At 61.6% G+C, this 23806-nt stretch carries 19 protein-coding genes and 1 pseudogene; 2 read left to right on the forward strand and 18 right to left on the reverse strand.

Going from position 1 to position 23806, the window contains the following annotated elements; translation table 11 throughout:
• Nucleotides 1-157 precede the first annotated feature (157 nt).
• The 12 genes and pseudogenes from PSH87_RS18685 to leuC form a co-directional block, all read right to left on the reverse strand.
• On the reverse strand, nt 158-817 hold the full coding sequence (locus PSH87_RS18685) for an SPOR domain-containing protein (RefSeq protein ID WP_305430615.1): 660 nt from the start codon (nt 815-817) through the stop codon (nt 158-160).
• Nucleotides 801-2108 (reverse strand): bifunctional tetrahydrofolate synthase/dihydrofolate synthase, encoded by a 1308-nt coding sequence (gene folC / locus PSH87_RS18690; protein WP_305430617.1) that lies wholly within the window; start codon nt 2106-2108, stop codon nt 801-803. Before folC ends, PSH87_RS18685 begins: the two co-directional genes overlap by 17 nt.
• Nucleotides 2105-3025: an acetyl-CoA carboxylase, carboxyltransferase subunit beta gene (gene accD, locus PSH87_RS18695; RefSeq protein ID WP_017737853.1), complete on the reverse strand. Its 921-nt coding sequence runs from the start codon at nt 3023-3025 to the stop codon at nt 2105-2107. Before accD ends, folC begins: the two co-directional genes overlap by 4 nt.
• A gap of 244 nt (nt 3026-3269) precedes the next feature.
• Nucleotides 3270-3890, reverse strand: coding sequence for a phosphoribosylanthranilate isomerase (locus tag PSH87_RS18700; protein WP_017737854.1), 621 nt, complete (start codon nt 3888-3890; stop codon nt 3270-3272).
• A gap of 63 nt (nt 3891-3953) precedes the next feature.
• Nucleotides 3954-4778, reverse strand: coding sequence for a tRNA pseudouridine(38-40) synthase TruA (gene truA, locus PSH87_RS18705; protein ID WP_017737855.1), 825 nt, complete (start codon nt 4776-4778; stop codon nt 3954-3956).
• A gap of 169 nt (nt 4779-4947) precedes the next feature.
• The gene (locus PSH87_RS18710; protein WP_305430621.1) at nt 4948-7512 is read right to left on the reverse strand and encodes a FimV/HubP family polar landmark protein; all 2565 of its coding nucleotides are present in this window, start codon (nt 7510-7512) and stop codon (nt 4948-4950) included.
• Nucleotides 7513-7674: 162 nt separating this feature from the next.
• On the reverse strand, nt 7675-8685 hold the full coding sequence (locus tag PSH87_RS18715) for an aspartate-semialdehyde dehydrogenase (protein ID WP_305430622.1): 1011 nt from the start codon (nt 8683-8685) through the stop codon (nt 7675-7677).
• Nucleotides 8686-8916: 231 nt separating this feature from the next.
• On the reverse strand, nt 8917-10029 hold the full coding sequence (gene asd, locus PSH87_RS18720) for an aspartate-semialdehyde dehydrogenase (RefSeq protein WP_017737858.1): 1113 nt from the start codon (nt 10027-10029) through the stop codon (nt 8917-8919).
• 64 nt (nt 10030-10093) lie between these two features.
• Complete coding sequence (gene leuB / locus PSH87_RS18725; protein ID WP_305430624.1) at nt 10094-11176, reverse strand: 3-isopropylmalate dehydrogenase; 1083 nt, start codon at nt 11174-11176, stop codon at nt 10094-10096.
• Between the two features lie 53 nt (nt 11177-11229).
• Nucleotides 11230-11995: pseudogene (locus PSH87_RS18730) on the reverse strand (class I SAM-dependent methyltransferase).
• 145 nt (nt 11996-12140) lie between these two features.
• A complete protein-coding gene (leuD, locus tag PSH87_RS18735) occupies nt 12141-12785 on the reverse strand; it encodes a 3-isopropylmalate dehydratase small subunit (protein ID WP_017737861.1) in 645 nt (214 codons plus the stop codon).
• A 10-nt stretch (nt 12786-12795) separates the two neighbouring features.
• Complete coding sequence (leuC, locus tag PSH87_RS18740; RefSeq protein WP_257782138.1) at nt 12796-14214, reverse strand: 3-isopropylmalate dehydratase large subunit; 1419 nt, start codon at nt 14212-14214, stop codon at nt 12796-12798.
• Between the two features lie 140 nt (nt 14215-14354).
• On the opposite strand from leuC, the gene PSH87_RS18745 reads away from it, so the two are divergent.
• Nucleotides 14355-15245 carry a LysR family transcriptional regulator gene (locus PSH87_RS18745; protein WP_017737863.1) on the forward strand — a complete coding sequence of 297 codons (891 nt, stop codon included), beginning with the start codon at nt 14355-14357 and terminating at the stop codon, nt 15243-15245.
• A 66-nt stretch (nt 15246-15311) separates the two neighbouring features.
• The gene (locus PSH87_RS18750; RefSeq protein WP_305430626.1) at nt 15312-18590 is read left to right on the forward strand and encodes an EAL domain-containing protein; all 3279 of its coding nucleotides are present in this window, start codon (nt 15312-15314) and stop codon (nt 18588-18590) included.
• A gap of 3 nt (nt 18591-18593) precedes the next feature.
• Here PSH87_RS18750 and PSH87_RS18755 read toward each other — a convergent pair whose 3' ends face one another.
• From PSH87_RS18755 to PSH87_RS18780, 6 genes are all read right to left on the reverse strand, one after another.
• Entirely contained in the window at nt 18594-19313 is a 720-nt protein-coding gene (locus PSH87_RS18755) for a hypothetical protein (RefSeq protein WP_305430628.1), read from the reverse strand.
• Nucleotides 19314-19329: 16 nt separating this feature from the next.
• Nucleotides 19330-19890 carry a hypothetical protein gene (locus tag PSH87_RS18760; RefSeq protein WP_305430630.1) on the reverse strand — a complete coding sequence of 187 codons (561 nt, stop codon included), beginning with the start codon at nt 19888-19890 and terminating at the stop codon, nt 19330-19332.
• Between the two features lie 98 nt (nt 19891-19988).
• Nucleotides 19989-20918, reverse strand: a complete 930-nt coding sequence (locus PSH87_RS18765; RefSeq protein WP_305430632.1) for a hypothetical protein — start codon at nt 20916-20918, stop codon at nt 19989-19991.
• An 89-nt stretch (nt 20919-21007) separates the two neighbouring features.
• Nucleotides 21008-21922, reverse strand: a complete 915-nt coding sequence (locus PSH87_RS18770; protein WP_305430633.1) for a hypothetical protein — start codon at nt 21920-21922, stop codon at nt 21008-21010.
• 422 nt (nt 21923-22344) lie between these two features.
• Complete coding sequence (locus PSH87_RS18775; RefSeq protein WP_305430635.1) at nt 22345-23313, reverse strand: tRNA-dihydrouridine synthase; 969 nt, start codon at nt 23311-23313, stop codon at nt 22345-22347.
• Nucleotides 23314-23368: 55 nt separating this feature from the next.
• Nucleotides 23369-23803: a thioesterase family protein gene (locus PSH87_RS18780; protein WP_017737869.1), complete on the reverse strand. Its 435-nt coding sequence runs from the start codon at nt 23801-23803 to the stop codon at nt 23369-23371.
• Nucleotides 23804-23806: the final 3 nt, after the last annotated feature.

A 23806-nucleotide genomic window follows, 5' to 3' on the forward strand; every position in this document is an offset into this window, starting at 1 on the left:
ATTGATGCCATTTCAACCCCACCCCAAAAACAATGTGGGAGCTGACTTGCCTGCGATGAGGCCGGCACATTCAACATCACTGTTGACTGCCCCACCGCTATCGCAGGCAAGCCAGCTCCCACACTTGGCCTGCATTTCACTCGAAAACTGGCGGTAATCAGCCGCGCTCAGGCTGGAAACGCACCACAAAACCATTGAGGTTCTGCTGGCGCCCCAGCAAATCGCGCAGGCGATCCGCCTCGGCACGCTCGATCAGCGGCCCGATAAACACCCGGTTCTTGCCGTCGGCACTGCGGATGTAGGCGTTATAGCCCTGAGCACGCAGCTTTTTCTGCAAGGCGTCGGCGCTCTCGCGATTGGCCAGGCTGGCCAGCTGGATCGACCAACTGATCGGCAGGCCATTCGGATCGATACGGCTCTGTCCCACATCCGGCTTGCCCGGCGCGGCCGGTTGCGGCGCTACAGGCTTGGGCGCAGGAGCCGGCGCAGCAGGTTTGGCCGCCACAACGGGCGCCGGCGCTGGCTTGACCACCGGCACACTTGGCTGCACAGGCATCGACGGTGCGGTTTGCGCGGCGATTTCAGCATCGCTCGGCACCGGCTCTTCCTCAGGCAAGACCTGCGGCTCTGGCACCACCACCGGTTCTACCTGCACCTGAGGCACCACAGGCATCTGCGGCGCAGCGGGCGCTTCAACCACGACCTGGCGTTGCTCATCCTGGCGGGAAAACAGCATCGGCAGGAAAATCACCGCCAACGCCACCAGAACCAGAGCTCCGACCATTCGCTGCTTGTATGCGCTATCCAGTAATGCCATGTGCAGCTTCCTCCGTGGAGCGCCGGGCCAACCACTCAAGCGCCTCGGCAACACAATAAAATGATCCGAACAACAGAATTTCGTCGTCAGGCGTGGCAACCGCGCACTGCGCCTCAAGGGCTGCAGTGACGCTTGCATACGACGCCACGGACGCACCAAGGTTCTTCAACGCCGCCGCCAGCTCAACAGCCGGACGGCTACGCGGCGAATCCAGCGGCGCGACCGCCCAGGCCTGGACATCATCCAGCAATGGCGCCACCACGCCGTCCAGATCCTTATCGGCCAGCAAGCCGAATACCGCAAGACGACGACCGACCGGCGGCGTACGCGACAGGCGCCGCGCCAGGTATTGCGCCGCATGCGGGTTATGCCCCACATCCAGCAGCAGGTTCAGGCGCTTGCCATCCCACTCGAACGCACGGCGATCCAGGCGCCCCACCACCCGAGTGGCCTGCAGGGTCGCCGCAATCTGCCCGGCATCCCACGGCAGATCCAGCAACAGGTAAGCCTGCAACGCCAGCGCGGCGTTTTCCATCGGCAGGTTCAGCAGCGGCAGGTCGTGCAACTCCACCACCTGACCACGCGCATCACGCCCGCGCCATTGCCAGTGCTGCTCACCGACTTCAAGATTGAATTCGCGGCCCCGCAAGTAGAACGGGCAGCCCAGCTCGCGCACCTTGTCCAGCAAGGTATGCGGCGGGTCAATGTCACCACACAGCGCAGGCCTGCCCTGACGGAAGATCCCGGCCTTTTCATAGGCCACGGACTCACGGGTATCGCCAAGATAATCCGCATGGTCCACGCCAATACTGGTCACCAGCGCCAGGTCGGCATCCACCACGTTGACCGTGTCCAGGCGCCCGCCCAAACCCACTTCCAGCACGACCACGTCCAGCTGCGCACGCTCGAACAGCCAGAACGCCGCCAGGGTGCCCATCTCGAAGTAAGTCAGGGAAATCTCGCCACGCCCGGCGTCGAGCGCGGCGAAGGCTTCGCAGAGTTGCTCATCCGTGGCTTCGACGCCATTGAGCTGCACCCGCTCGTTGTAACGCAGCAGGTGCGGGGAATTGTACACGCCGACCTTCAGCCCTTGGGCTTGCAGCAGCGCGGCGACAAAGGCACAGGTAGAGCCTTTGCCGTTGGTGCCGGTCACCGTGATCACGCGAGGTGCCGGGCGGCCCAACCCGAGGCGGGCCGCTACCTGTTGCGAGCGCTCCAGGCCCATGTCGATGGCGGACGGATGCAACTGCTCAAGGTAGGCGAGCCATTCGCCCAGGGTACGTTGGGTCATAGGTTTGCTGGCACCGGCGGCACGACAATCGGTTCAACTTTAGGCGCGACGTACACGGGTGTCGGCAGGCCCATCATTTGTGCCAGCAGGTTGCCCAGGCGTGGACGCAGCTCGCCGCGCGGGATGATCAGGTCGATTGCACCGTGCTCCAGCAGGAACTCACTGCGCTGGAAGCCTTCCGGCAGTTTTTCGCGCACGGTCTGCTCGATCACGCGCGGGCCGGCAAAGCCGATCAGGGCCTTGGGTTCGCCGACGATCACGTCACCCAACATCGCCAGGCTGGCGGAAACGCCGCCGTAGACCGGGTCGGTCAGTACGGAGATGAACGGGATGCCTTCTTCACGCAGACGCGCCAGCACCGCGGAGGTCTTGGCCATTTGCATCAGGGAGATCAGCGCCTCCTGCATGCGCGCACCACCGGAGGCGGCGAAGCAGATCATCGGGCAACGGTTTTCCAGGGCGTAGTTGGCAGCGCGTACAAAACGCTCGCCAACGATGGCGCCCATGGAGCCGCCCATGAAGGAGAACTCGAACGCCGAGACCACAACGGGCATGCCCAGCAGCTTGCCGCTGACGGAGATCAGCGCGTCTTTCTCGCCGGTCTGCTTTTGCGCGCCGGTCAGGCGGTCCTTGTACTTCTTGCTGTCGCGGAACTTGAGACGGTCAACCGGCTCCAGGTCAGCGCCCAGTTCGGCACGGCCGTCGGCATCCAGGAAGATGTCGATACGGGCGCGGGCGCCGATACGCATGTGGTGGTTGCACTTGGGGCAAACGTCCAGGGTCTTTTCCAGCTCCGGGCGGTACAGCACCGCGTCGCAGGATGGGCACTTGTGCCACAGACCTTCAGGAACCGAGCTTTTCTTCACCTCGGAACGCATGATCGAAGGGATCAGTTTGTCTACTAACCAGTTGCTCATGCTTTCTTTCTCCAGTACCGGTGGCTTGAACACAGCCCCGCGTATGCCCTTGAGCTAAATTCATATGTGGCGATGACACATGCTGGACGGGGTCAGGCGTTCGACCAGCCATTTCCCGCATGCATCCTCAGCCTTCCAGACAACCTGCCAGTGCAGGGTTGCCACTTCATTTCCGGGCCACCCACAGGCGGCACCGGGCTGTTTTACACAGTGGTAGTTATGGACGGCGGCAGACTGCCAGCCGTCACATCCCGCGCACAGCCTGCATGAATGCGCGAATCTTGCTGTGATCCTTGATGCCCTTGCCCTGCTCCACGCCACCACTGACGTCCACCGCATAGGGGCGCACTTGCTCGATGGCTGCCGCGACATTCGCAGGGTTGAGCCCACCCGCCAGGATGATCGGCTTGCTCAGCCCTTCGGGAATCAGCGTCCAGTCGAACGCCTCGCCCGTACCACCCGGTACGCCTTCGACGTAGGTGTCCAGCAAGATCCCGCGAGCGCCCACATAGGCAGCGCAGGCGGCGGCGATATCGTCCCCTGCCTTGACCCGCAACGCCTTGATATACGGGCGCTGGTAGCTTTCGCATTCGTCAGGGCTTTCGTCACCATGGAACTGCAGCATGTCCAACGGTACGGCATCCAGGGTTTCGTTGAGTTCGCAGCGGCTGGCGTTGACGAACAAGCCCACGGTGGTGACGAACGGCGGCAGTGCGGCGATGATCGCCCGCGCCTGCAGCACGTTCACCGCCCGTGGGCTCTTGGCATAAAACACAAAACCAATGGCATCCGCCCCCGCCTCGACTGCCGCCAGCGCGTCTTCTATGCGGGTAATCCCGCAAATCTTGCTGCGAACGGCTGACATGTCGTGGAAACCTCAGGGTTGGGCCGAGAAAGTCCCGGATGGTAACAAAAGCTTTTCCGGGCGTCAGCCGCCAAGTTCGCTGAAACCTGTGAGGAAGTGTGGCCCGATGAAACGTTCCGGCAGCTCGAACTCGTCGCGGTACTCCACATCCACCAGGTACAGGCCAAAGGGATGGGCGGTGACACCGCCCGTACGGCGAACACGGCTTTCCAGCACTTCCTTGGCCCACTCCACCGGGCGCTCGCCCGTGCCAATGGTCATCAGCACGCCCGCAATGTTGCGCACCATATGGTGCAGGAACGCACCGGCGCGGATATCCAGCACGATCATCTTGCCGTGGCGCGTCACCCGCAGGTGGTGGACTTCCTTGATCGGCGACTTGGCCTGGCACTGGCCGGCGCGGAACGCGCTGAAGTCGTGCACGCCGACCAGATGCTGCGCGGCCTCGGCCATGCGCTCGGCGTCCAGCGGGCGGTGGTTCCAGGTGATTTCTTCGTTGAGGTGCGCCGGGCGGATCTGATCGTTGTAGATCACATAACGATAACGTCGGGCGATAGCCTTGAAGCGCGCATGAAAGTGCGCCGGCATGACCTTGGCCCAACTGACACTGACGTCATGGGGCAGGTTGATATTGGCGCCCATCACCCACGCCTTCATCGTGCGCTCGGCCTGGGTATCGAAGTGCACCACCTGGCCGCAAGCATGCACACCGGCGTCAGTACGCCCGGCGCACATCAGCGACACCGGTGAATCCGCGACTTTCGACAGAGCCTTTTCCAGGGTTTCCTGCACCGTCAGCACGCCCGACGCCTGGCGCTGCCAGCCGCGATAGCGCGAACCTTTGTATTCCACGCCCAGGGCGATGCGGTAAAAGCCTGCGGCCGCCATTTCGGCGGCCGCGTTATCTATATTTGCCAAGAACTGAGAGCCTGATGAGTTGCGCAAAGGCGGCCATTATAAAGAGGGACGCCCAAATGTGGGAGCGGGCTTGCTGTGGCGAGGGAGCTTGCTCCCTCACCAGAGCAAGCCCGCCCCCACAGTGGATTTTCGTTGTGCTTTAAATACGGCCGAGCATTTCCTTGGCTTCGCCGCGCTGCGACTCGTCACCTTCGGTCAGCACTTCAGAAAGGATATCCCGCGCGCCATCCGCATCCCCCATGTCGATATAGGCCTGAGCCAAGTCCAGCTTGGTTGCCACCTCGTCGGTGCCGGAGAGGAAGTCGAATTCCGGCTCATCACCACCCAGCGCCGCGTCTTCTGCGGTAAACGACGGTTCGATGGACGGATGCTCCAGGCTCTGGGACAGACGATCCAACTCGGCATTGACGTCGTCCAGTTCGGACGCGAAGGCGTCCGGCTTGGTGGCCGTTTCTGGCTCATCGGCCAGGGACAGGTCGAAGTCTTCCGGCAGTTCGAACTCATCCAGCGCAGCAGGCGTCAGGGTTGGCGGCTCGACTGCAGGCACATCCTGCATCTGTTCTTCAAGACCGGAAAGGAAATCATCATCGGCCTGCGTGGACGCCGGCGCATCCAATTGCAGGTCAAGGTCGAAGTCCGACAGATCGTCCGGGCTGGCTTTCGCTTCAGCCTGCTGCTGCAGTACGGACTCGAAGGTCAGCACATCTTCAGGATTGACCTCGGCAGGCGATACCGCCTCAAGATCATCCAGGCTCAGGTCGAAATCAGTGTCGAAGGCTTCCGGTTCTGGCGCCGGGGCGGCCGGTTTGTCCTCCAGCAGGTCCTTGACGTATTGCGCGTCCAGGGCGGCGGCGGCCACTGCGGCGCTCACGCCCGCCGCCAGCACCGCCATCGCCGGGAAGCGCGACTTGAGCAGCTCGACCTGGGCATGGTTGTCACCATTGGCCACCAATTGGCGCTCCTGGGTGACGAAGCCGTCCTTGTCACTCTGCAGGCCGTAGACTTCCATCAGCTTCAACCGCAGGTCGCTGCGCTTGGGCTCTTGCTTGATCGCCTGCTCCAACACGTCGGCGGCCTGGTTCAGGTGACCGCGATCGACAAGGGATTGGGCTTGCGCCAACGCATCATTGGAATTCATCGGGGCCACGGCCACTGCCAGGGGCGCGAGCACCGAAGCAACAGTCGGCACCACGACGGCCGGCTCAACCACTGGCGCCGGTACTGGAGCCGCCGCCAGCTTGACGCTCGGCGCCGGCACTTCCAGGCCTTCGAAGCTGTCCGGTGGCAGGTCCTGGTCGATGTTCGAGGTGAATTCCGGCTCTTCGGCCAAGGCGCGGGCCATGCGCAGGTGCTTTTCTTCTTCACGACGGGCGTTGCGATGACGCAGCACCAGCAGCAGCAGCAACAAAGCCACCAAGGCTGCGGCGCCACCCACTACGCCGAGGACCACCGGGTTGGTCAGCAGCTCATTGAATTTGCCATCGTTACTGGCAGGACCCGCTTCAGGCTTGACGGGTTCCGGGGCCGGAGCCGTCGGCGCAGGCGTGGCTGCCGGTGCAGAGGGAGCCGCCGGAGTTGCCGCCGCCGGATCACCGGCCAACTGGGCCGGAATCACCGCAGGCACAGCCGCTGGGTCGCCCTTTTCCGCTTGCAGGCGCGCCAGTTGATCGTTCTTCAGTTGAATCAGTTTTTGCAGCTTGTCCAACTGGCTTTGCAGGTCCGCCGCACGGCTTTTCAGCTCGGCGTTATCACGACGAGTGGTGTCCAGCTCTTCCTGGGTCATCGCCAGCTTGTCGCTCAGGGCACGGCCGTCAGCGGCCTTGCCTTTCGCGCCCTGCTTGGCGGACTCAGCCGAGACCAGGCTCAAGTTGTCCTTGGCGTTGGTGCTCGACGGTGCATTGCCCGCCTGGGTGCGCTTGGTGGCATCCAGTTGCTGCTTGCCGGCGACCTGGTTGGTCGCCCCGCGACGCCCCTGGCGCCAGGCGGCGTTTTGCGCCGTCACTTCGGCAATCGCCTGGGGCTGTGGCAGTGCGGTGCTTTGTACGGTGTCCGGCAGACGCAGGACCTGGCCGGTTTTCAGGCGGTTGATATTGCCGTCGATAAAGGCATCGGGGTTCAGTGCCTGGATCGCCAGCATGGTCTGCTGGATTGAGCCGCCATTGCGGTTCTTCGCGGCAATTTCCCACAAGGTGTCGCGGGAAGTGGTGGTGTGCTGCGCCGCTTTGCTCGCGGCGGGCGCGGCAGGCGCGGGGCTGGCCGGCGCCAACACACGCGGTGCAGGCGCTGTTGCGGCCGGCTGGTCAAACTTGGCCGGGTCCAGCAGCACACTGTAGTCGCGCATCAGGCGGCCGTTGGGCCACTGCACCTGCAACAGGAAACGAACGTAGGATTCCGGCAACGGCTTGCTGGAGGTGACGCGCACCACACTGCGACCGCTGGGATTGATCACCGGCGTAAACACCAGGTCATTCAGAAACGCTTGGCGATCGACGCCCGCATCCACAAACGCCTGGGACGAAGCCAGGCTCGGCGTGATCTCGGAAGCCGTGAGGCCGCCGACATCGAGCAATTCGATTTCCACCGACAACGGCTGGTTCAACTGCGACTTGAGGGTCATTTCCCCCAGTTGCAGCGCCTGCGCCATACCGGAGGACAGCGCCGAGGCGGCCGCTATTGCTAACACCAGTTTGCGAACTTGAACCATAGCCTCATCCTTTGTTTGAACACTCCCCGGCCTGCGAGAAGGTTGGTAACCGCTGCCATAAGGCATGGCGAGCCGATAGGTCACCGACACGCTTCTGTTCCTGCTTGGGGCCAAGCATAGCGCCTGGTTAGAATCAATCTACAAATTGCCGCCAAGTATCTTTTACACAAGGTCTTTTATCAACAACTGCGCCAGCTGTACGGCATTCAGTGCGGCGCCTTTGCGTACGTTATCTGACGTCAGCCACAGATTTAGTTCCGCCGGATCGTCCACCCCGGCGCGAACCCGTCCTACATACACAACGTCTTGTCCTACGGCATCGCCAACGGCGGTTGGGTAATCACCCTCCTCCACCAGCTCTACACCCGGCGCTGCGTCGAGTGCGCGGTTAACGGCGGCGAGATCGACCGGTGCGGCCAATTGCAGAGACACAGTCAAGCTATCGCCAAAAAACACCGGGGCTTGAACGCAAGTTGCGGAAATCTTTAGTAAAGGAGATTCCAGTACGGCGCGCAGTTCGTGTACGAGACGTTTCTCCAAGGCTGTATGACCTTGGGCGTCTGGCGTACCAACTTGTGCCAACAGGTTGAAGGCCATCTGCCGATCAAAAAATTTCGGCTCCAGCGGACGCACATTCAGCAGCTCGGCGGTTTGTCGCGCCAGCTCACTCACGGCTTCGCGCCCCTGGGCCGACACCGCCAGGTTCGCGGTAACGCTCACGCGCTGAATATCCAGCAAGCCGCGCAACGGTGCCAAGACCACCGCCAGGTTGGTGGCGGACGGGCTTGGGCTGGCGAGTTGGAACGGTTTTTTCAGGCCGCCCAATACGTGCGCGTTCGCTTCCGGCACCACCGGTGGCGCTTGCTCAGCCGGCAAGGCGCCGGACAGGTCGATCACCGCACAACCGGCCGTCGTGGCGCGCGGGGCGAAGCTCAAGGTCACTGCCGGCCCCGCGGCAAAAAATGCCAGTTGCACCTTTTTGAAATCGAACTCGTCGACTTCCTTGACCCGCAGGTTCTTGCCGCGAAACGGCACCGAGGCACCGGCCGAGTTATTGCCGGCCAGCAGGTACAGGGTGCCCACCGGAAAATCCAGCTCTTCGAGGATCTGCACCAGGGTTTCACCGACGGTGCCGGTGGCGCCGATCACGGCGATTTCAAAGGTCTGGGTCATGGGGGCTGCCTCGGGCATTGCGGGGGGAGCGGCACTTTACCGGGTGGTGGGGTAATTGGGCCAGTGTTTGTGGTGAAGCTGAGGGCCTCATCGCAGGCAAGCCAGCTCCCACACTTGAATGTATTCACACATCAAAATGTAGGAGCTGGCTTGCCTGCGATGCCCCTCTCAAGAACAACAAAAAACCCGCGCCTGTCACCAGAACGCGGGTTTCTTGATTGCCTCAAGCGATCAACGCTCCAGCAAGATCCGCAGCATGCGACGCAGCGGTTCAGCCGCGCCCCACAACAGCTGGTCGCCCACCGTGAACGCGCCGAGGAACTGGCTGCCCATGTTCAGCTTGCGCAGACGGCCCACCGGTACATTCAGGGTGCCGGTAACCTTCGTCGGGCTCAGCTCCTGCATGCTGATCTCGCGGTTGTTCGGCACCAGCTTGACCCACGGGTTGTGCGAGCTGATCAGCGATTCGATATCGGCGATCGGCACGTCCTTGTTCAGCTTGATGGTCAGCGCCTGGCTGTGGCAGCGCATGGCGCCGATGCGCACGCAGATGCCGTCCACCGGGATCGGGCTCTTGAAGCGACCGAGGATCTTGTTGGTCTCGGCCTGGGCCTTCCACTCTTCGCGGCTCTGGCCGTTCGGCAGCTCTTTGTCGATCCATGGGATCAGGCTACCGGCCAATGGCACGCCGAAGTTTTCGGTCGGGTACGCATCGCTGCGCATGGCTTCGGCCACACGACGGTCGATGTCGAGGATCGCGCTGGCCGGGTCGGCCAGTTGATCGGCGACAGCGGCGTGGGTCGCGCCCATCTGCTTGATCAGTTCACGCATGTTCTGCGCGCCGGCACCGGACGCCGCCTGATACGTCATGGCGCTCATCCACTCCACCAGGCCAGCCTCGAACAGGCCGCCCAGGCCCATCAGCATCAGGCTGACGGTGCAGTTGCCGCCGACGTAGTTCTTGGTGCCGGCATCCAGCTGCTGGTCGATGACCTTGCGGTTCACCGGGTCGAGGATGATCACGGCGTCGTCCTGCATGCGCAGGCTCGACGCGGCGTCGATCCAGTAACCCTGCCAGCCTGCTTCGCGCAGTTTAGGGAAGACTTCACTGGTGTAGTCGCCACCCTGACAGGTCACGATCACGTCGAGGGTCTTCAACTCTTCAATGCTGTAGGCGTCCTTGAGCGGGGCAATATCCTTGCCCACGGACGGCCCTTGGCCACCAACGTTCGAAGTGGTGAAAAACACCGGCTCAATAAGATCGAAATCCTGCTCTTCCAGCATCCGCTGCATGAGCACGGAACCGACCATACCGCGCCAACCGATCAGACCTACACGTTTCATCGCAACTACACCTTGTTAAAAAGTGGGCCGCCTTGCAGCAACAACTGCAAGCGGGCCCGAGAGATTACAGATTCCGCAGCGCGGCGACTACTGCGTCGCCCATTTCTTGCGTACCGACTTTGGTGCAACCCTGCGACCAGATGTCGCCAGTGCGCAAGCCCTGGTCCAGCACCAGGCTCACGGCTTGCTCGACGGCATCGGCCGCGTCGCTCAGGTTGAAGCTGTAACGCAGCATCATCGACACCGACAGAATCGTCGCCAGCGGGTTGGCAATGCCCTGGCCCGCGATGTCCGGCGCCGAACCGTGGCAAGGCTCGTACATGCCCTTGTTGTTGGTGTCCAGGGACGCCGACGGCAGCATGCCGATGGAACCGGTGAGCATCGACGCCTGGTCGGACAGGATGTCGCCAAACAGGTTGTCGGTGACGATCACGTCGAACTGCTTCGGCGCACGCACCAACTGCATGGCGGCGTTATCGACGTACATGTGGCTCAGTTCAACGTCCGGGTAGTCCTTGGCCACTTCTTCGACGATTTCCCGCCACAGTTGGCTGGAGGCCAGCACGTTGGCCTTATCCACCGAGCAGACCTTCTTGCCACGCACGCGGGCCATGTCGAAACCGACACGGGCGATACGGCGGATTTCACTTTCGCTGTACGGCAGGGTGTCGTAGGCCTGGCGCTCGCCGTTTTCCAGCTCGCGCACGCCGCGTGGCGAGCCGAAGTAGATACCGCCGGTCAGCTCACGCACGATGAGAATGTCGAGGCCCGCGACCACTTCCGGCTTGAGGCTGGATGCGTCGGCCAGTTGCGGGTAGAGGATCGCCGGGCGCAGGTTGCCGAACAGGCCCAGTTGCGCACGGATTTTCAGCAGGCCGCGCTCAGGGCGGATGTCACGTTCGATCTTGTCCCACTTCGGGCCACCCACGGCGCCGAGCAGTACGGCGTCGGCCGCACGGGCGCGGTCCAGGGTTTCGTCGGCCAGGGGCACGCCGTGCTTGTCGATGGCCGCGCCGCCGATCACGTCGTGGCTCAGTTCGAAGCCCAGGCTGTACTTGCTGTTGGCCAGTTCCAGGACCTTGACCGCTTCGGCCATGATTTCCGGACCAATACCGTCGCCAGGGAGAATCAGAATCTGCTTGCTCATGCGTTCCTCATTTCATCAAGCGACCCGCCCGTGGGCAGGTCGGGAAAAATCAATCAGCGTTCGGCGAAGACCACCAGCACGTCGGTGCTGAAGGTGCCGTCGGCTTGAATTTCGTAGTAGTCGCGCACTTCCTGGCCCATCGCCTGTTGCAGCGCCAGGATCGCAGCGCGCAAGACTTCTGGCGTGCGCATGCGTTCGACCCAGGAGGTGTATTCCAGGCGCAGGCGCTGGCGGCTGCTGTTGCGTACGTGCAAACCGGACTCGCTGAGCTGCTGCATCCACTCGGCGGCGGCGTAATCGCGCACATGGCTGGTGTCGCGCAGCACTTCGACGGTTTGCAGGTAAGTGTCCAACAACGGGCTGCCCGGTGACAAGACGTCGACAAAGGCCGCCACGCCGCCCGGCTTGAGCACACGGCGCACTTCGCGCAAGGCCAGGCCGAGGTCGCTCCAGTGGTGGGCCGAGTAACGGCTGAACACGAAGTCGAACTCGCCGTCGGCGAACGGCAGGCGTTCGGCGGCGCCGTGGACGGTGCGGATGTTGCCCAGGCCACGGTCGCCGGCCGCGCTCGCGACGACATCGAGCATCTGTTGGGACAGGTCGTAGGCCACCACTTCTTTCACCAGTGGCGCGACATGGAAGCTGACATGACCGGGCGCCGCAGCCCAAGTCCAGCAGTCGTGCACCGCCCTGCCCGGCCAGTTCGGCCTGGAGCAGCGCGAATTCGGTGCCTTGGGCGTGCACGGCACTGCTCAGGTAGGCCGAGGCTTGCTCGCCGAATTGTTTTTGCACGACTTGGGTGTGGGCGGTGCGGGTCATGGTGGTTTTCCTTGGGTTTTGGGTTGGCTGTACTGGCGCTATCGCAGGCAAGCCAGCTCCCACAGTTGACCGAGTTGTTCAGGAGAACACCGATCAATGTGGGAGCGGGCTTGCCCGCGATGGGGCCAGTCCGGTCTACCCAGAATTACGCGTCGCGAAACAACCAAGGCTGGCTCGCCCGGTGCTTGGCCTCAAACGCTGCAATCGCATCGCCGTCCTGCAAGGTCAGGCCGATATCGTCCAAACCATTGATCAGGCAGTGCTTACGGAACGCATCCACCTCAAAGTGATACACCTTGCCATCCGGACGTGTCACGGTTTGCGCCGCCAGATCGACGGTCAACTGGTAGCCCACGTCGGCTTCCACCTGCTTGAACAACTCATCGACTTCTTCGTCGGTCAAGATGATCGGCAACAAGCCGTTCTTGAAGCTGTTGTTGAAGAAGATGTCGGCATAGCTCGGCGCGATGATGCTGCGAAAGCCATATTCTTCCAGGGCCCACGGCGCGTGTTCACGGCTGGAGCCGCAACCGAAGTTCTCGCGGGCGAGCAACACGCTGGCGCCCTGGTAGCGCTCGGCGTTGAGCACGAAGTCCTGGTTCAGCGGGCGCTTGGAGTTGTCCTGGTAGGCGTAGCCCACGTCCAGGTAGCGCCACTCGTCGAACAGATTCGGGCCGAAACCGGTGCGCTTGATCGACTTCAAGAACTGCTTGGGGATGATCTGGTCGGTGTCGACGTTGGCACGATCCAAAGGAGCGACAAGGCCGGTGTGTTGGGTAAAAGCACGCATCGGGTATTCCTCAGATCAATTCGCGAACGTCGATGAAACGACCGTTGACGGCAGCCGCAGCAGCCATGGCCGGGCTGACCAGGTGGGTACGCCCACCGGCGCCCTGGCGCCCTTCGAAGTTACGGTTGGAGGTGGACGCGCAATGCTCGCCCGACTCCAAACGGTCCGGGTTCATCGCCAGGCACATCGAGCAACCCGGCTCACGCCATTCAAAACCGGCTTCGAGGAAGATCTTGTCCAGGCCTTCGGCTTCGGCTTGCGCCTTGACCAGGCCCGAACCCGGCACCACGATGGCTTGCTTGATGGTCGAAGCCACCTTGCGGCCCTTGGCGATCACCGCCGCAGCACGCAAGTCTTCGATCCGCGAGTTGGTGCAGGAACCGATGAACACGCGATCCAACTGGATGTCGGTGATCGCCTGGTTGGCCTGCAAGCCCATGTACTTCAAGGCGCGCTCGATGGAGCCGCGCTTGACCAGGTCGGTTTCCTTGGCCGGGTCCGGCACGTTCTGGTCAACGGCCAGGACCATTTCCGGCGAGGTGCCCCAGCTGACTTGCGGCTTGATCTGAGCAGCGTCGAGCTCGACCACGGTGTCGAACACCGCATCGGCGTCGGAGACCAGGTCTTTCCAGGCTTCGACCGCGGCATCCCAATCGGCACCGGCCGGTGCAAATGGACGGCCCTTGACGTATTCGACGGTCTTTTCGTCCGCTGCCACCATGCCGACGCGGGCGCCGGCTTCGATGGACATGTTGCAGATGGTCATGCGGCCTTCGATGGACAGGTCGCGAATGGCGCTGCCGGCGAACTCGATGGCATGGCCGTTACCGCCGGCGGTGCCGATCTTGCCGATCACGGCCAGGACGATGTCCTTGGCGGTCACGCCGAACGGCAACTGGCCTTCGACCTTGACCAACATGTTCTTCATCTTTTTCGCGACCAGGCACTGGGTGGCGAACACATGCTCCACCTCGGACGTGCCGATGCCGTGGGCCAAGGCGCCGAAGGCACCGTGGGTCGAGGTGTGGGAGTCGCCGCAGACCACGGTCATGCCCGGCAAGGTCGCGCCCTGCTCCGGGCCGATCACGTGGACGATCCCTTGACGCACGTCATTCATCTTGAATTCGGTGATGCCATATTCGTCGCAGTAGTCGTCGAGGGTCTGCACTTGCAAGCGCGACACGGTATCAACGATGGCGTCGATGCCGCCCTTGCGCTCTGGGGTGGTGGGGACGTTGTGGTCCGGGGTGGCGATGATGGAATCGACGCGCCAAGGCTTGCGCCCGGCCAGTCGCAGGCCTTCGAACGCTTGGGGCGAGGTCACTTCATGGATGATGTGACGGTCGATATAGATCAGCGACGAGCCATCGTCGCGCCGTTTCACTTCATGGGAATCCCAAAGCTTGTCGTAAAGCGTTTTGCCGGCCATCAGTCGGTCCTCATCATCGGTCTTTCTATGCCCTGGGCATTTCAATAACCCTTTGGCTTGTGAGGCTGATGGTATGGCGCTACATTAAATAACTCAAATTCATATTTTTTATGCTTTGGATTACCAACTGGAATACCACAATGGACCTGGCCAACCTCAATGCCTTTATTGCCATCGCCGAGACCGGCAGCTTCTCCGGCGCCGGCGAACGCCTGCACCTGACACAACCGGCCATCAGCAAACGCATCGCCGGGCTTGAGCAGCAATTGAAGGTGCGCCTGTTTGACCGCCTGGGCCGCGAAGTGGGTTTGACCGAAGCCGGACGGGCCCTGCTGCCGCGGGCTTATCAGATCCTCAATGTGCTCGACGACACGCGCCGCGCGCTGACCAACCTCACCGGCGAAGTCAGCGGGCGCCTGACCCTGGCCACCAGCCACCATATCGGCCTGCACCGCCTGCCGCCGATCCTGCGCACCTTCACCCGGGAATACCCGAACGTGGCGTTGGATATTCAGTTCCTCGACTCGGAAGTGGCCTACGAAGAAATCCTCCACGGCCGCGCCGAAGTGGCGGTGATCACCCTGGCGCCCGACCCCCACCACCTGGTGCGCGCCACCCCGGTGTGGGATGACCCGCTGGATTTTGTCGTGGCCCCCGAGCACAGCCTGATCAACAACGGCCACGTCAGCCTGGCGGATATTGCCGGTCACCCGGCGGTTTTCCCCGGCGGCAATACCTTTACACACCATATTGTCAGCCGATTGTTCGAGGCCCAGGGCCTGACGCCGAATATCGCGATGAGCACTAACTACCTGGAAACTATCAAGATGATGGTGTCCATCGGCCTAGCATGGAGCGTTTTGCCGCGCACCATGCTGGATGATCAGGTGGCAAGTATCGCTTTGCCAGGCATACAACTCAGTCGCCAGCTAGGCTATATCGTGCACACCGAAAGGACGCTGTCGAACGCTGCGCGGGCTTTCATGAGCCTATTGGATGCACAGGTCGATCTGCCAGGGATACCGGCATGATGCTGTGCGGCCTCAAGGTTTAGCCAAAACCGCGCCTTACGCCCATCGAGCCAAGGCCCTTTGATAATGCGCAACCCCGTCGATTCCGTGCCACCGTTGCCCCGCATTTACGCCCTTGACCCCCAAGAGGCGGAACAGAGTTGGGACAGTGCGCCGCAATTGCTGGCCGCCCTGAATGCGGCCCGGCTGGGCGCATGGTGCTGGGAAATCGACACGGGAAAGATCAGCTGGTCACGGGGCACCCAGGCGCTGTTCGGCTTCGATCCGCGTACGCCGTTGCCCAAGGACCTGGATTACCTCGACCTGCTCGCCCCGGCTGACCGCGCCAAAGTCGTGCGCGCCTTCCATGCGGTGCTGGCCGGCGAGCCGTTCGAACAGGCGATGCGCCATCGCATCCAGTGGCCCGATGGCACCTTCCACTGGCTGGAAATCAACGGCAGCCTGGCGCCGGACAAGAGCGGACGCCGCCGAATGATCGGGGTGATCCGTGAGATCACCCACCAGCGTGAACGGGAAAACGCCCTCGGCCACTCCGAAAAGCGCTTCGCCACGCTGTTTCACCTGTGCCCGAACATGGTGCTGCTGACCCGCCAGGCCGACGGTCTGATCAGCGAAGCCAACCAGTATTTCGAGATTCACTTCGGCTGGCCGGTCGCCGATGCCATCGGCCGCACCACCCTGGACCTCGGCCTGTGGCGCCACCCCGAGCAACGTGCGCAACTGGTCAAGGCCACCCAGCGCAAGGGCGAACCCATCACCATGGAGGTGCAGTTCTGCGCCAGCAACGGCCAGATCCACGATGGCACCCTCAGTGCGCAGAAGGTTGAGTTGGACGGCGAGGCGTACCTGATCAGCACCTTTCTCGACACCACCGAACGCAAGAACGCCGAACAAGCCCTCAAGGACAGCCAGGAGCGCCTCGACCTGGCCCTGGACTCCGCGCAACTGGGCACCTGGGACTGGCACATTCCCACCGGCATGCTCTACGGCTCGGCCCGCGCCGCCCAACTCCACGGCCTGCCGCCCGAGCCATTCCACGAATCCTTCGATGCATTTTTCGAGGGCATGTCCGATGCAGACCGCGAAGGCATGCGCAACGCCTACCGCAGCCTGCGCGAAGGCCCAGACGGTAATTACCAATTGACCTACCGCGTGCAGGTCGAAGACGGCAGCCCGCGCTACCTGGAAAGCCGTGCGCGCCTCTATCGCGATGAAGCCGGCAAGCCGTTGCGCATGGCCGGCACCTTGCTGGACATCACCGACCAGGTCGAACGCGAACAACGCCTGAGCGCCTCCGAAGAGAAATTCGCCAGCCTGTTCCAGGCCAGCCCCGACCCCATCTGTGTCACCGCCCTGGACAGCGGGATGTTTATCGAGATCAACCCGGCCTTTACCCAGACCTTTGGCTGGTCCGCCGCCGAGGTCATCGACAAAAGCGCCGAGCAGATCGGCCTGTGGGATGACTCCAGCAAACGCCTGCAACGTATCGAACGGGTGATTCGCGAACAGTCATTGAGCAATGTGGCCATTGTCGTCCACCACAAGGACGGCCAGAGCCTGACCTGCGTGATCTCCAGCCGCTTGATCACGGTCAGCGACCAACCGTGCATCGTCACCACCCTGCGCGACATTACCCAGCAGCAACGCTCGGAAGCGGCGCTCAAGGCCAGCGAAGAGAAATTCGCCAAGGCGTTCCATTCCAGCCCCGACGCGATCTCCATCACTGAGCGCGACACCGGCCGTTATGTGGAGGTCAACGATGGCTTTTGCCGCTTGACCGGTTATCGCGCCGAAGAGGCCATCGGGCTCACGCTGTACCAGATCGGCATCTGGGCCGACGAGAACCAGCGTGCCGCACTGTTGGCCGAGTTGCAGATCAAGGGGCGCATCCATCACTTGGAAATGCTCTGGCACAACAAACGCGGCGACGTGCTGGCGGTGGAAGTCTCGGTCGAACCGATCACCCTCAATGAAATGCCCTGCCTGCTGCTGACGGCCCGCGATGTCAGCCTGCTGAAAAACGCCCAGGCGCAGATCCGCCACCTGGCGTACCACGACCCCCTGACCAACCTGCCCAACCGCGCCCTGCTGATGGACCGCCTGAGCCAGCAGATCGCCCTGCTCAAGCGCCACAACCTGCGCGGTGCGCTGCTGTTCCTCGACCTCGACCACTTCAAGCACATCAACGATTCCCTCGGCCACCCGGTGGGCGACACCGTGCTGAAAATCGTCACCGCCCGCCTGGAAGCCAGCGTGCGCATGGAAGACACCGTGGCGCGCCTGGGCGGCGATGAATTTGTGGTGCTGCTCAGCGGCCTGGATGGCTCGCGCAATGAAGTCAGCAACCAGGTGCAGGAGTTGGCCGATACCCTGCGCGAGTTACTGTCGGAGCCGATGTTTCTCGACGGCCATCGCTTACAGGTCACGCCGAGCATCGGCGTGGCGCTGATCCCCGACCACGGCTCCACCCCGGCCGACCTGCTCAAGCGCGCCGACATCGCCCTGTACCGCGCCAAGGACTCCGGGCGCAACACCACGCAGATGTTTCACAACAGCATGCAGAAAACCGCCAGCGAACGCCTGCGCATGGAAACCGACCTGCGCCTGGCCCTCTCGCGCGGTGAGTTCAGCGTGCATTACCAACCGCAGGTGGACGCACGCGGCAACCAGATCATCGGCGCCGAAGCCCTGGTGCGCTGGCAACATCCGCAGCTGGGGGCGCAGTCGCCCACGGAATTTATCAAGGTCCTGGAGGACAGCGGACTGATCCTGGAGGTGGGCACCTGGATCCTCGACGAGGCTTGCGCGGCGTTCCAGCAATTGATTGCGGACGGCCTGATCGACCCGCTCAAGTTCAGCCTGTGCGTGAACATCAGCCCCCGGCAGTTTCGCCAGAACGACTTCGTCGAGCGGGTGGAACGCAGCCTCAATCAGCACGACCTGCCCTGCAGCCTGCTGAAACTGGAAATTACCGAAGGCATCGTGATCCAGAACCTGGACGACACCGTGGCCAAGATGCGCCGCCTGAAAAAACTCGGCGTCAGCTTTGCGATGGATGATTTCGGCACTGGCTATTCATCGCTGACCTACCTCAAGCGCCTGCCGGTGGACGCGCTGAAGATCGACCAGTCGTTTGTGCGCGATGCGACCCACGACCCCAACGACGCAGAAATCATCCGCGCCATTGTGGCCATGGCCCGCAGCTTGAACCTGGAGGTGATTGCCGAGGGTGTGGAAACCCCGGAGCAACTGGCGTTCCTGCAAATGCTGGGGTGCCATGTGTACCAGGGGTACCTGCATAGCCGGCCGTTGCCGATCGAGCAATTCAGGCAACTGTTCAGCTAGCTGTCACACCAACTTCAACGCGCGCAACCCGCTGGTCATCCAGCGTGAGGATCCCAGGTCATGCTTTTCCCCATAGAAGTCGAGCACCCCGTTAACCACCACGACCGAGTGCCAGCTGTTGGCCAGGGTGCCAATCGCGCCGGCAGCCAGTTCGCGGGCATCACTTTCGCGAACATACCCAAAAAGCCCCAGCCGGCGTAACGCCTCACCTGGCCATTCGCCATCGTTGAGCGTGTCCATGGCCACGTCGAATCCCTGGTTGCCTCGGAAGTCGTTGTTCTCTAGTTGCGCACGCTTGGCGCTCACGGCATACAGGAAGTTGGCGTCGTCCAGAAGTGTCTGATCATTGCCGCGCAACAGGGCCCCGCGCCTGGCCCTGCTCAGTTCGTCGTGATTCACGGACACCCTGACGCCATCGCGCATGACTACGTCATAGCCCGTGGGCGTGGCGGCAACCTCTTTGTAGATGTCTGCGGGGCTCTGCCCGAACCGCATCATGGCTGCCTTGATCGCCGATACCGTGACGCAATTGCCCTGCGAGCCTTGATAGAAACCCGACCAGATATCCTCGGGTTTTGCTCCTACTCGCTGGCTGGACTCGGCCGCATTGTCTCTACCTTGCCGAGTCGCATCAGGCACAGCGTTATAATTGAACAGCCGATACCCGTACCCTTGGTCGGCATGACGCCTATCACCGTAGCTGTGCTTTACACCATCGAGCACAAACGCACTCCCCCGGCTATGGGTCTCCAACACCCGCCACACCCTCACCTACCATCTCTTGTGCGGATACATATTGCGACAGCCCGTACACCCCCATCCCCTGCAGACATCTAAGGCTTGTCTCACCCTCCAGGGTTTTTGCCAGGGCCGCCTCGAAACTGGGATGCCCCCCCGACACTTGCTTGCGCTTTACGAACGCGGCAAACACGAAATTGGCATTGCTGACAGCCTCGGGGTCTGCACCACTGAAGCGCGATGCGAAGGATGCTTGCCGCAATTCGTCATGGGAGAGCTGTACCTGGAACTCGTCCTTCATGGTAATGGCAAAACCACCGGCAACAGGCCTGACCTGGTCAAACATATCCTGCGGCGTTTTACCAAAGGTCATCATCATCATTTTGATCACAGCGGCATGGGTGCTGCAGTCAAAACTCTCACCGAACCGCCGCTCGCTTGCGTTGAACGCGCGAAGGATGTCATCGTTTTTTTCCCCCGCACCGGTCTGATCAACCACAGGCGTGGTCCCAGGCTTTAGCGGTGGCGCGTAAACAGAAGGGCTATACATAGAGGTATTCATACAATGGGTTCCTACCACAAACAATAACGGCCCCTGTAAAACGTGCAGCCAGCACTAACACCGGCTGCTTGATACGTTCCACATAAGGCAAACGACTGTCAGATCAAAGCGACCGCATCGCCTCGCCTCGGTGCTCCGCCCTTGCGCCCCCACAGCTCTTCACGACCATCAATCACCGCCACCGAGTGCCCCGTCCGGTTGCACATACCCACTTGGCCGCTGGCGAGGTCACCTACCGATACCCGCTTCATATGCTTGGTCAGCCCAAGACGCTTGAACCCCTCGCCCGGCCCCGTCTCATCCTCACCATTGTTGAGGCTGCTGATCGCTGCGTTGTAGTTGCGGCCCGCAGTGCGGTCGTTGTTCTCCATCTGGGCGCGCTTGGCACTGACGGCGAATAAAAACTGCGCATCCTTGAGCATCTCTTTATCGGGGCCGATAAATTGTGCACCACGTGCCCCTTGCTTCAACTCGAGGTCAGTCAGGGTGAGTGGGTAGTTGTCCCGCATGACCACCCGGTAGCCCCCGGCAATTTTTGTGACCTCCTTGTAAATATCCGTAGGGCTTTGCCCAAATCGGTGCATGGCCGCCTTGATGGCAGACACCGTCACACAGTTGCCGTCGGGGCCCTGGCGGAAGCCGCCCCAGATATCCCTGGGTTTTGTTCCATTGCGCGCGTTCGACAGGCCTGGAATATTCGCCTCGGGCTTGGGCCGTGGCGGCACTGGCACTGGGGTGACCTGAGGGGCAACCTCAGGCTTAGGCTTGGGCGCAATATCAACGGTGCGTGGATCTTTCTGTTCGCCCATCAAACCCATCAGCTGATTAAAGAACGCCGTAAACAGCATCGCCATTTTATTGAGCATATCGGTGTTGTTTTCAACAACTGCTGCCTCCACTCTGATCGCACCAGGCCGAGACTCCTTGTGCGGCTCGAGTACGGAGTTGCTTGCAACTAACGATTCAACCGGTATTACCTGACGCACATCCATCACTGTTGAAATATTATTAATTGAACGAATAGACATAAAAGCCCCATGAGCAAATACCCCCCAACCCGGACTAACTAGAGAAGTACCCACTGAATATTTTATCTAACCAGATGAAACGAAATGATTTAAAACGGGTACTTCTTACGTGTACCTGAATACCAGTCCCTGCGATCAAATATGTCCTGCGCAGGTCCCGGGCTCGTCAAGTCAGGCTCAGGCCTGGGCAACGGGGCATCAGGATCAACTTTGGGACGGGTTTCCGTTTCCGGTTTAACAGCCGGGGTTGGCATCGGTGCCACTGCGGGTAAAGGCGGCCTGTCAGACTTGGCGACCCAGTCGGGCTTGAGATCGGTTTTCGGTACAACCGTAGCCACGGGCGGCGAAACCACTTCGAGCTTGGGCGCGATATCAAGCTTGGGTACAACGCCAGGTGTGGTCTCGGGATGCGGCACGACCCTGGGCACCAGCGGCACGATCTCGGCTCTTGGATCCGTACCAGGCATGGGCCGTAAAACATTGAGATCGCTGCCACGTCGAACGTGAGTGCCTGGGCAATGACAATTGTTGATATTGACCTCAACCTTGACCTGCGAAGCAGCGTCATGGGCCATATTGACTTCTGGCTTGTGCACGTTTGGCGCAACCGGAACGACAGGGGCAGGCGTAATGGAAATAGAAGGCAATTTGCCCGCCTCAGGCATCACCTTCGGCTGGCTCTGTGCCTCGGGCTTTACCTTGAGCGCAGTGTCTGCGCCAGGTGCAACCTTCGGCAAATGCGTCGCGTCGGCGGCTATATTTTTTCCCGCGAACATATCGCGCACTGCCTTGAAAACAGCTTCGAACATGTCAAACAACTTGGCGAATGCATTGGCATTCAGCATCGCATCGCCATGCGCCACCTGAGAACTGTCATGACGAAATGGCGCACGCCCCAAATGCGCAGTGGATGAAAATCTACCTCGGTGGGGGGTAACAGCGGATTGATCCAAGGTAGACGTATCAACTTTTACAGAAGGCGGATTGTTAACCGATAGAGACATTAGCATGGTCCTTTATTCGATGTGCCTGCTTAAAAAAGCGGTCGAAGTGTCGAGAGTTTCAAGTTGACGGAAACAACACTCATTGCTTCGCAGTCCCTACCTTCGTGGAGGACGCCGTGATTGAGTTCCGATAATCGCAACTCATATAAAGAAACCAAACCAGCTTTTCGGATTTTGCCCCATCGCTTTTTTTGAAAACCGCAATTCAGACTGTGCTGACGGCACTTTCACAGACACACTCGCTAATAAACCGCTGAGAAAGCAACTCACCGACATACTTCAAGAGCCAACGCGCCGACCTGGTGTGGTATTCCCGCGCACATAAATACCACCACCGGGTGCAGCCCCGAGTTCAAGCGCAAAAACGCAAAATGCCCCGAATCTTTCGATACGGGGCATTTTTTTGCACCTCAGGACGGATCTCACGGCACGCTGCATTGCCCCGGATGGGCCATACCCAACAGACGACTGACCTGCTTCAGGTCCGTCTCGCGGCGCATGGCTGTGAACAACTCGACCGCTTCCGGGTAATTGCGCGTCAACATGGCCAGCCATTGTTTCAAACGGCCCGGCGCCTGGCGCTCAGTGAGCTGGGCCACCGACTGGGTCCAGAACTCTTGGAGCATCGGTTGCATCTGCGCCCAGGTCATTTCCACGACCTCTTCGCCTGCCCTTGCAGCTGCGATCTGCCGCGCCAGGTCGGGACGCGCCACCAGACCGCGACCGAGCATGATGTCTTCGGCGCCGCTGACTTCGCGGCAGCGCTTCCAGTCTTCGACGCTCCAGATATCGCCATTGGCAAACACCGGCACCTTGACCACGTCCTGCACCCGCGGAATCCACTCCCAATGGGCCGGCGGCTTGTAACCGTCAGTCTTGGTCCGCGCATGCACCACGATATGCGCCGCACCGCCTTCGGCCAGCGCCGTGGCGCAGACCAGCGCGCCGTCCGGGCTGTCGAAACCCAGGCGCATCTTGGCGGTGACCGGGATATGCGCCGGCACCGCACGGCGCACATGCTCGACGATCTGGTTGAGCAACTCCGGCTCCTTGAGCAGCACCGCGCCGCCCCGGGATTTATTCACCGTCTTGGCCGGGCAGCCGAAGTTCAGGTCGATCACCTCGGAACCCAGCTCGGCGGCCAGCGCGGCGTTTTCCGCCAGGCACACCGGGTCGGAGCCCAGCAACTGCACGCGCAACGGCACGCCCGCAGCGGTGTGGGCACCGTGCAGCAGTTCCGGGGCGAGCTTGTGGAAATACGCCGGGGTGAGCAGGCGGTCGTTGACGCGGATGAACTCGGTCACGCACCAATCGATCCCGCCCACGCGGGTCAACACGTCCCGCAGGATGTTGTCGACCAACCCCTCCATGGGCGCCAAAGCAATTTGCATGGGAAACACTCAACAAAAATCGTCGCGCAGTTTACTGGGTTTCCTGCGGCAACCGTTAACCCCCTGTCAGGGCGGGGCCGTAACCGTCAAGAAACTCGGCGGGCATGCGCTTGGGCTTGCCGCTGGACAGTTCGATGCAGACAAAGGTGGTTTGCGCGCGCAGCAAGGTGGCGCCGTCGTGGGGGCGGACCAGCTGGAAGCGTCGGGTCATTTTCAGGCGCTGGTCCCAGTCGACGATCCAGGTGGCCAGTTGCAGCTCGTCACCTTCGTAGCCGGCGGCGAGGTAGTCGATCTCGTGACGCACCACCGCCATGGCGCGGTCCAGGCGGCGGTACTCGGTGAGGTCCAGGCCCAGGCGCTGGGAATGGCGCCAGGCGCAGCGTTCCAGCCAGGACACGTAGACGGCGTTGTTGGCGTGGCCCAGGCCGTCGATGTCCTCGGCGCCGACCTGCAGGTCGATGATAAACGGCGTTGCCAGATCCCAGCCCATGCC

The organism is Pseudomonas sp. FP453 (assembly GCF_030687495.1).
GTDB lineage: Bacteria > Pseudomonadota > Gammaproteobacteria > Pseudomonadales > Pseudomonadaceae > Aquipseudomonas.

Coding starts and splice junctions, on each gene's coding strand:
- PSH87_RS18770 (WP_305430633.1), bottom strand. CDS start 21,922: ATGTCTCTATCGGTTAACAATCCGCCTTCTGTAAAAGTTGATACGTCT.
- accD (WP_017737853.1), bottom strand. CDS start 3,025: ATGAGCAACTGGTTAGTAGACAAACTGATCCCTTCGATCATGCGTTCC.
- PSH87_RS18765 (WP_305430632.1), bottom strand. CDS start 20,918: ATGTCTATTCGTTCAATTAATAATATTTCAACAGTGATGGATGTGCGT.
- leuD (WP_017737861.1), bottom strand. CDS start 12,785: ATGCGTGCTTTTACCCAACACACCGGCCTTGTCGCTCCTTTGGATCGT.
- PSH87_RS18780 (WP_017737869.1), bottom strand. CDS start 23,803: ATGGGCTGGGATCTGGCAACGCCGTTTATCATCGACCTGCAGGTCGGC.
- PSH87_RS18685 (WP_305430615.1), bottom strand. CDS start 817: ATGGCATTACTGGATAGCGCATACAAGCAGCGAATGGTCGGAGCTCTG.
- leuB (WP_305430624.1), bottom strand. CDS start 11,176: ATGAGCAAGCAGATTCTGATTCTCCCTGGCGACGGTATTGGTCCGGAA.
- PSH87_RS18710 (WP_305430621.1), bottom strand. CDS start 7,512: ATGGTTCAAGTTCGCAAACTGGTGTTAGCAATAGCGGCCGCCTCGGCG.
- folC (WP_305430617.1), bottom strand. CDS start 2,108: ATGACCCAACGTACCCTGGGCGAATGGCTCGCCTACCTTGAGCAGTTG.
- leuC (WP_257782138.1), bottom strand. CDS start 14,214: ATGGCCGGCAAAACGCTTTACGACAAGCTTTGGGATTCCCATGAAGTG.
- PSH87_RS18750 (WP_305430626.1), top strand. CDS start 15,312: ATGCGCAACCCCGTCGATTCCGTGCCACCGTTGCCCCGCATTTACGCC.
- PSH87_RS18775 (WP_305430635.1), bottom strand. CDS start 23,313: ATGCAAATTGCTTTGGCGCCCATGGAGGGGTTGGTCGACAACATCCTG.
- PSH87_RS18745 (WP_017737863.1), top strand. CDS start 14,355: ATGGACCTGGCCAACCTCAATGCCTTTATTGCCATCGCCGAGACCGGC.
- PSH87_RS18700 (WP_017737854.1), bottom strand. CDS start 3,890: ATGTCAGCCGTTCGCAGCAAGATTTGCGGGATTACCCGCATAGAAGAC.
- PSH87_RS18760 (WP_305430630.1), bottom strand. CDS start 19,890: ATGAATACCTCTATGTATAGCCCTTCTGTTTACGCGCCACCGCTAAAG.
- PSH87_RS18715 (WP_305430622.1), bottom strand. CDS start 8,685: ATGACCCAGACCTTTGAAATCGCCGTGATCGGCGCCACCGGCACCGTC.
- asd (WP_017737858.1), bottom strand. CDS start 10,029: ATGAAACGTGTAGGTCTGATCGGTTGGCGCGGTATGGTCGGTTCCGTG.
- truA (WP_017737855.1), bottom strand. CDS start 4,778: ATGGCGGCCGCAGGCTTTTACCGCATCGCCCTGGGCGTGGAATACAAA.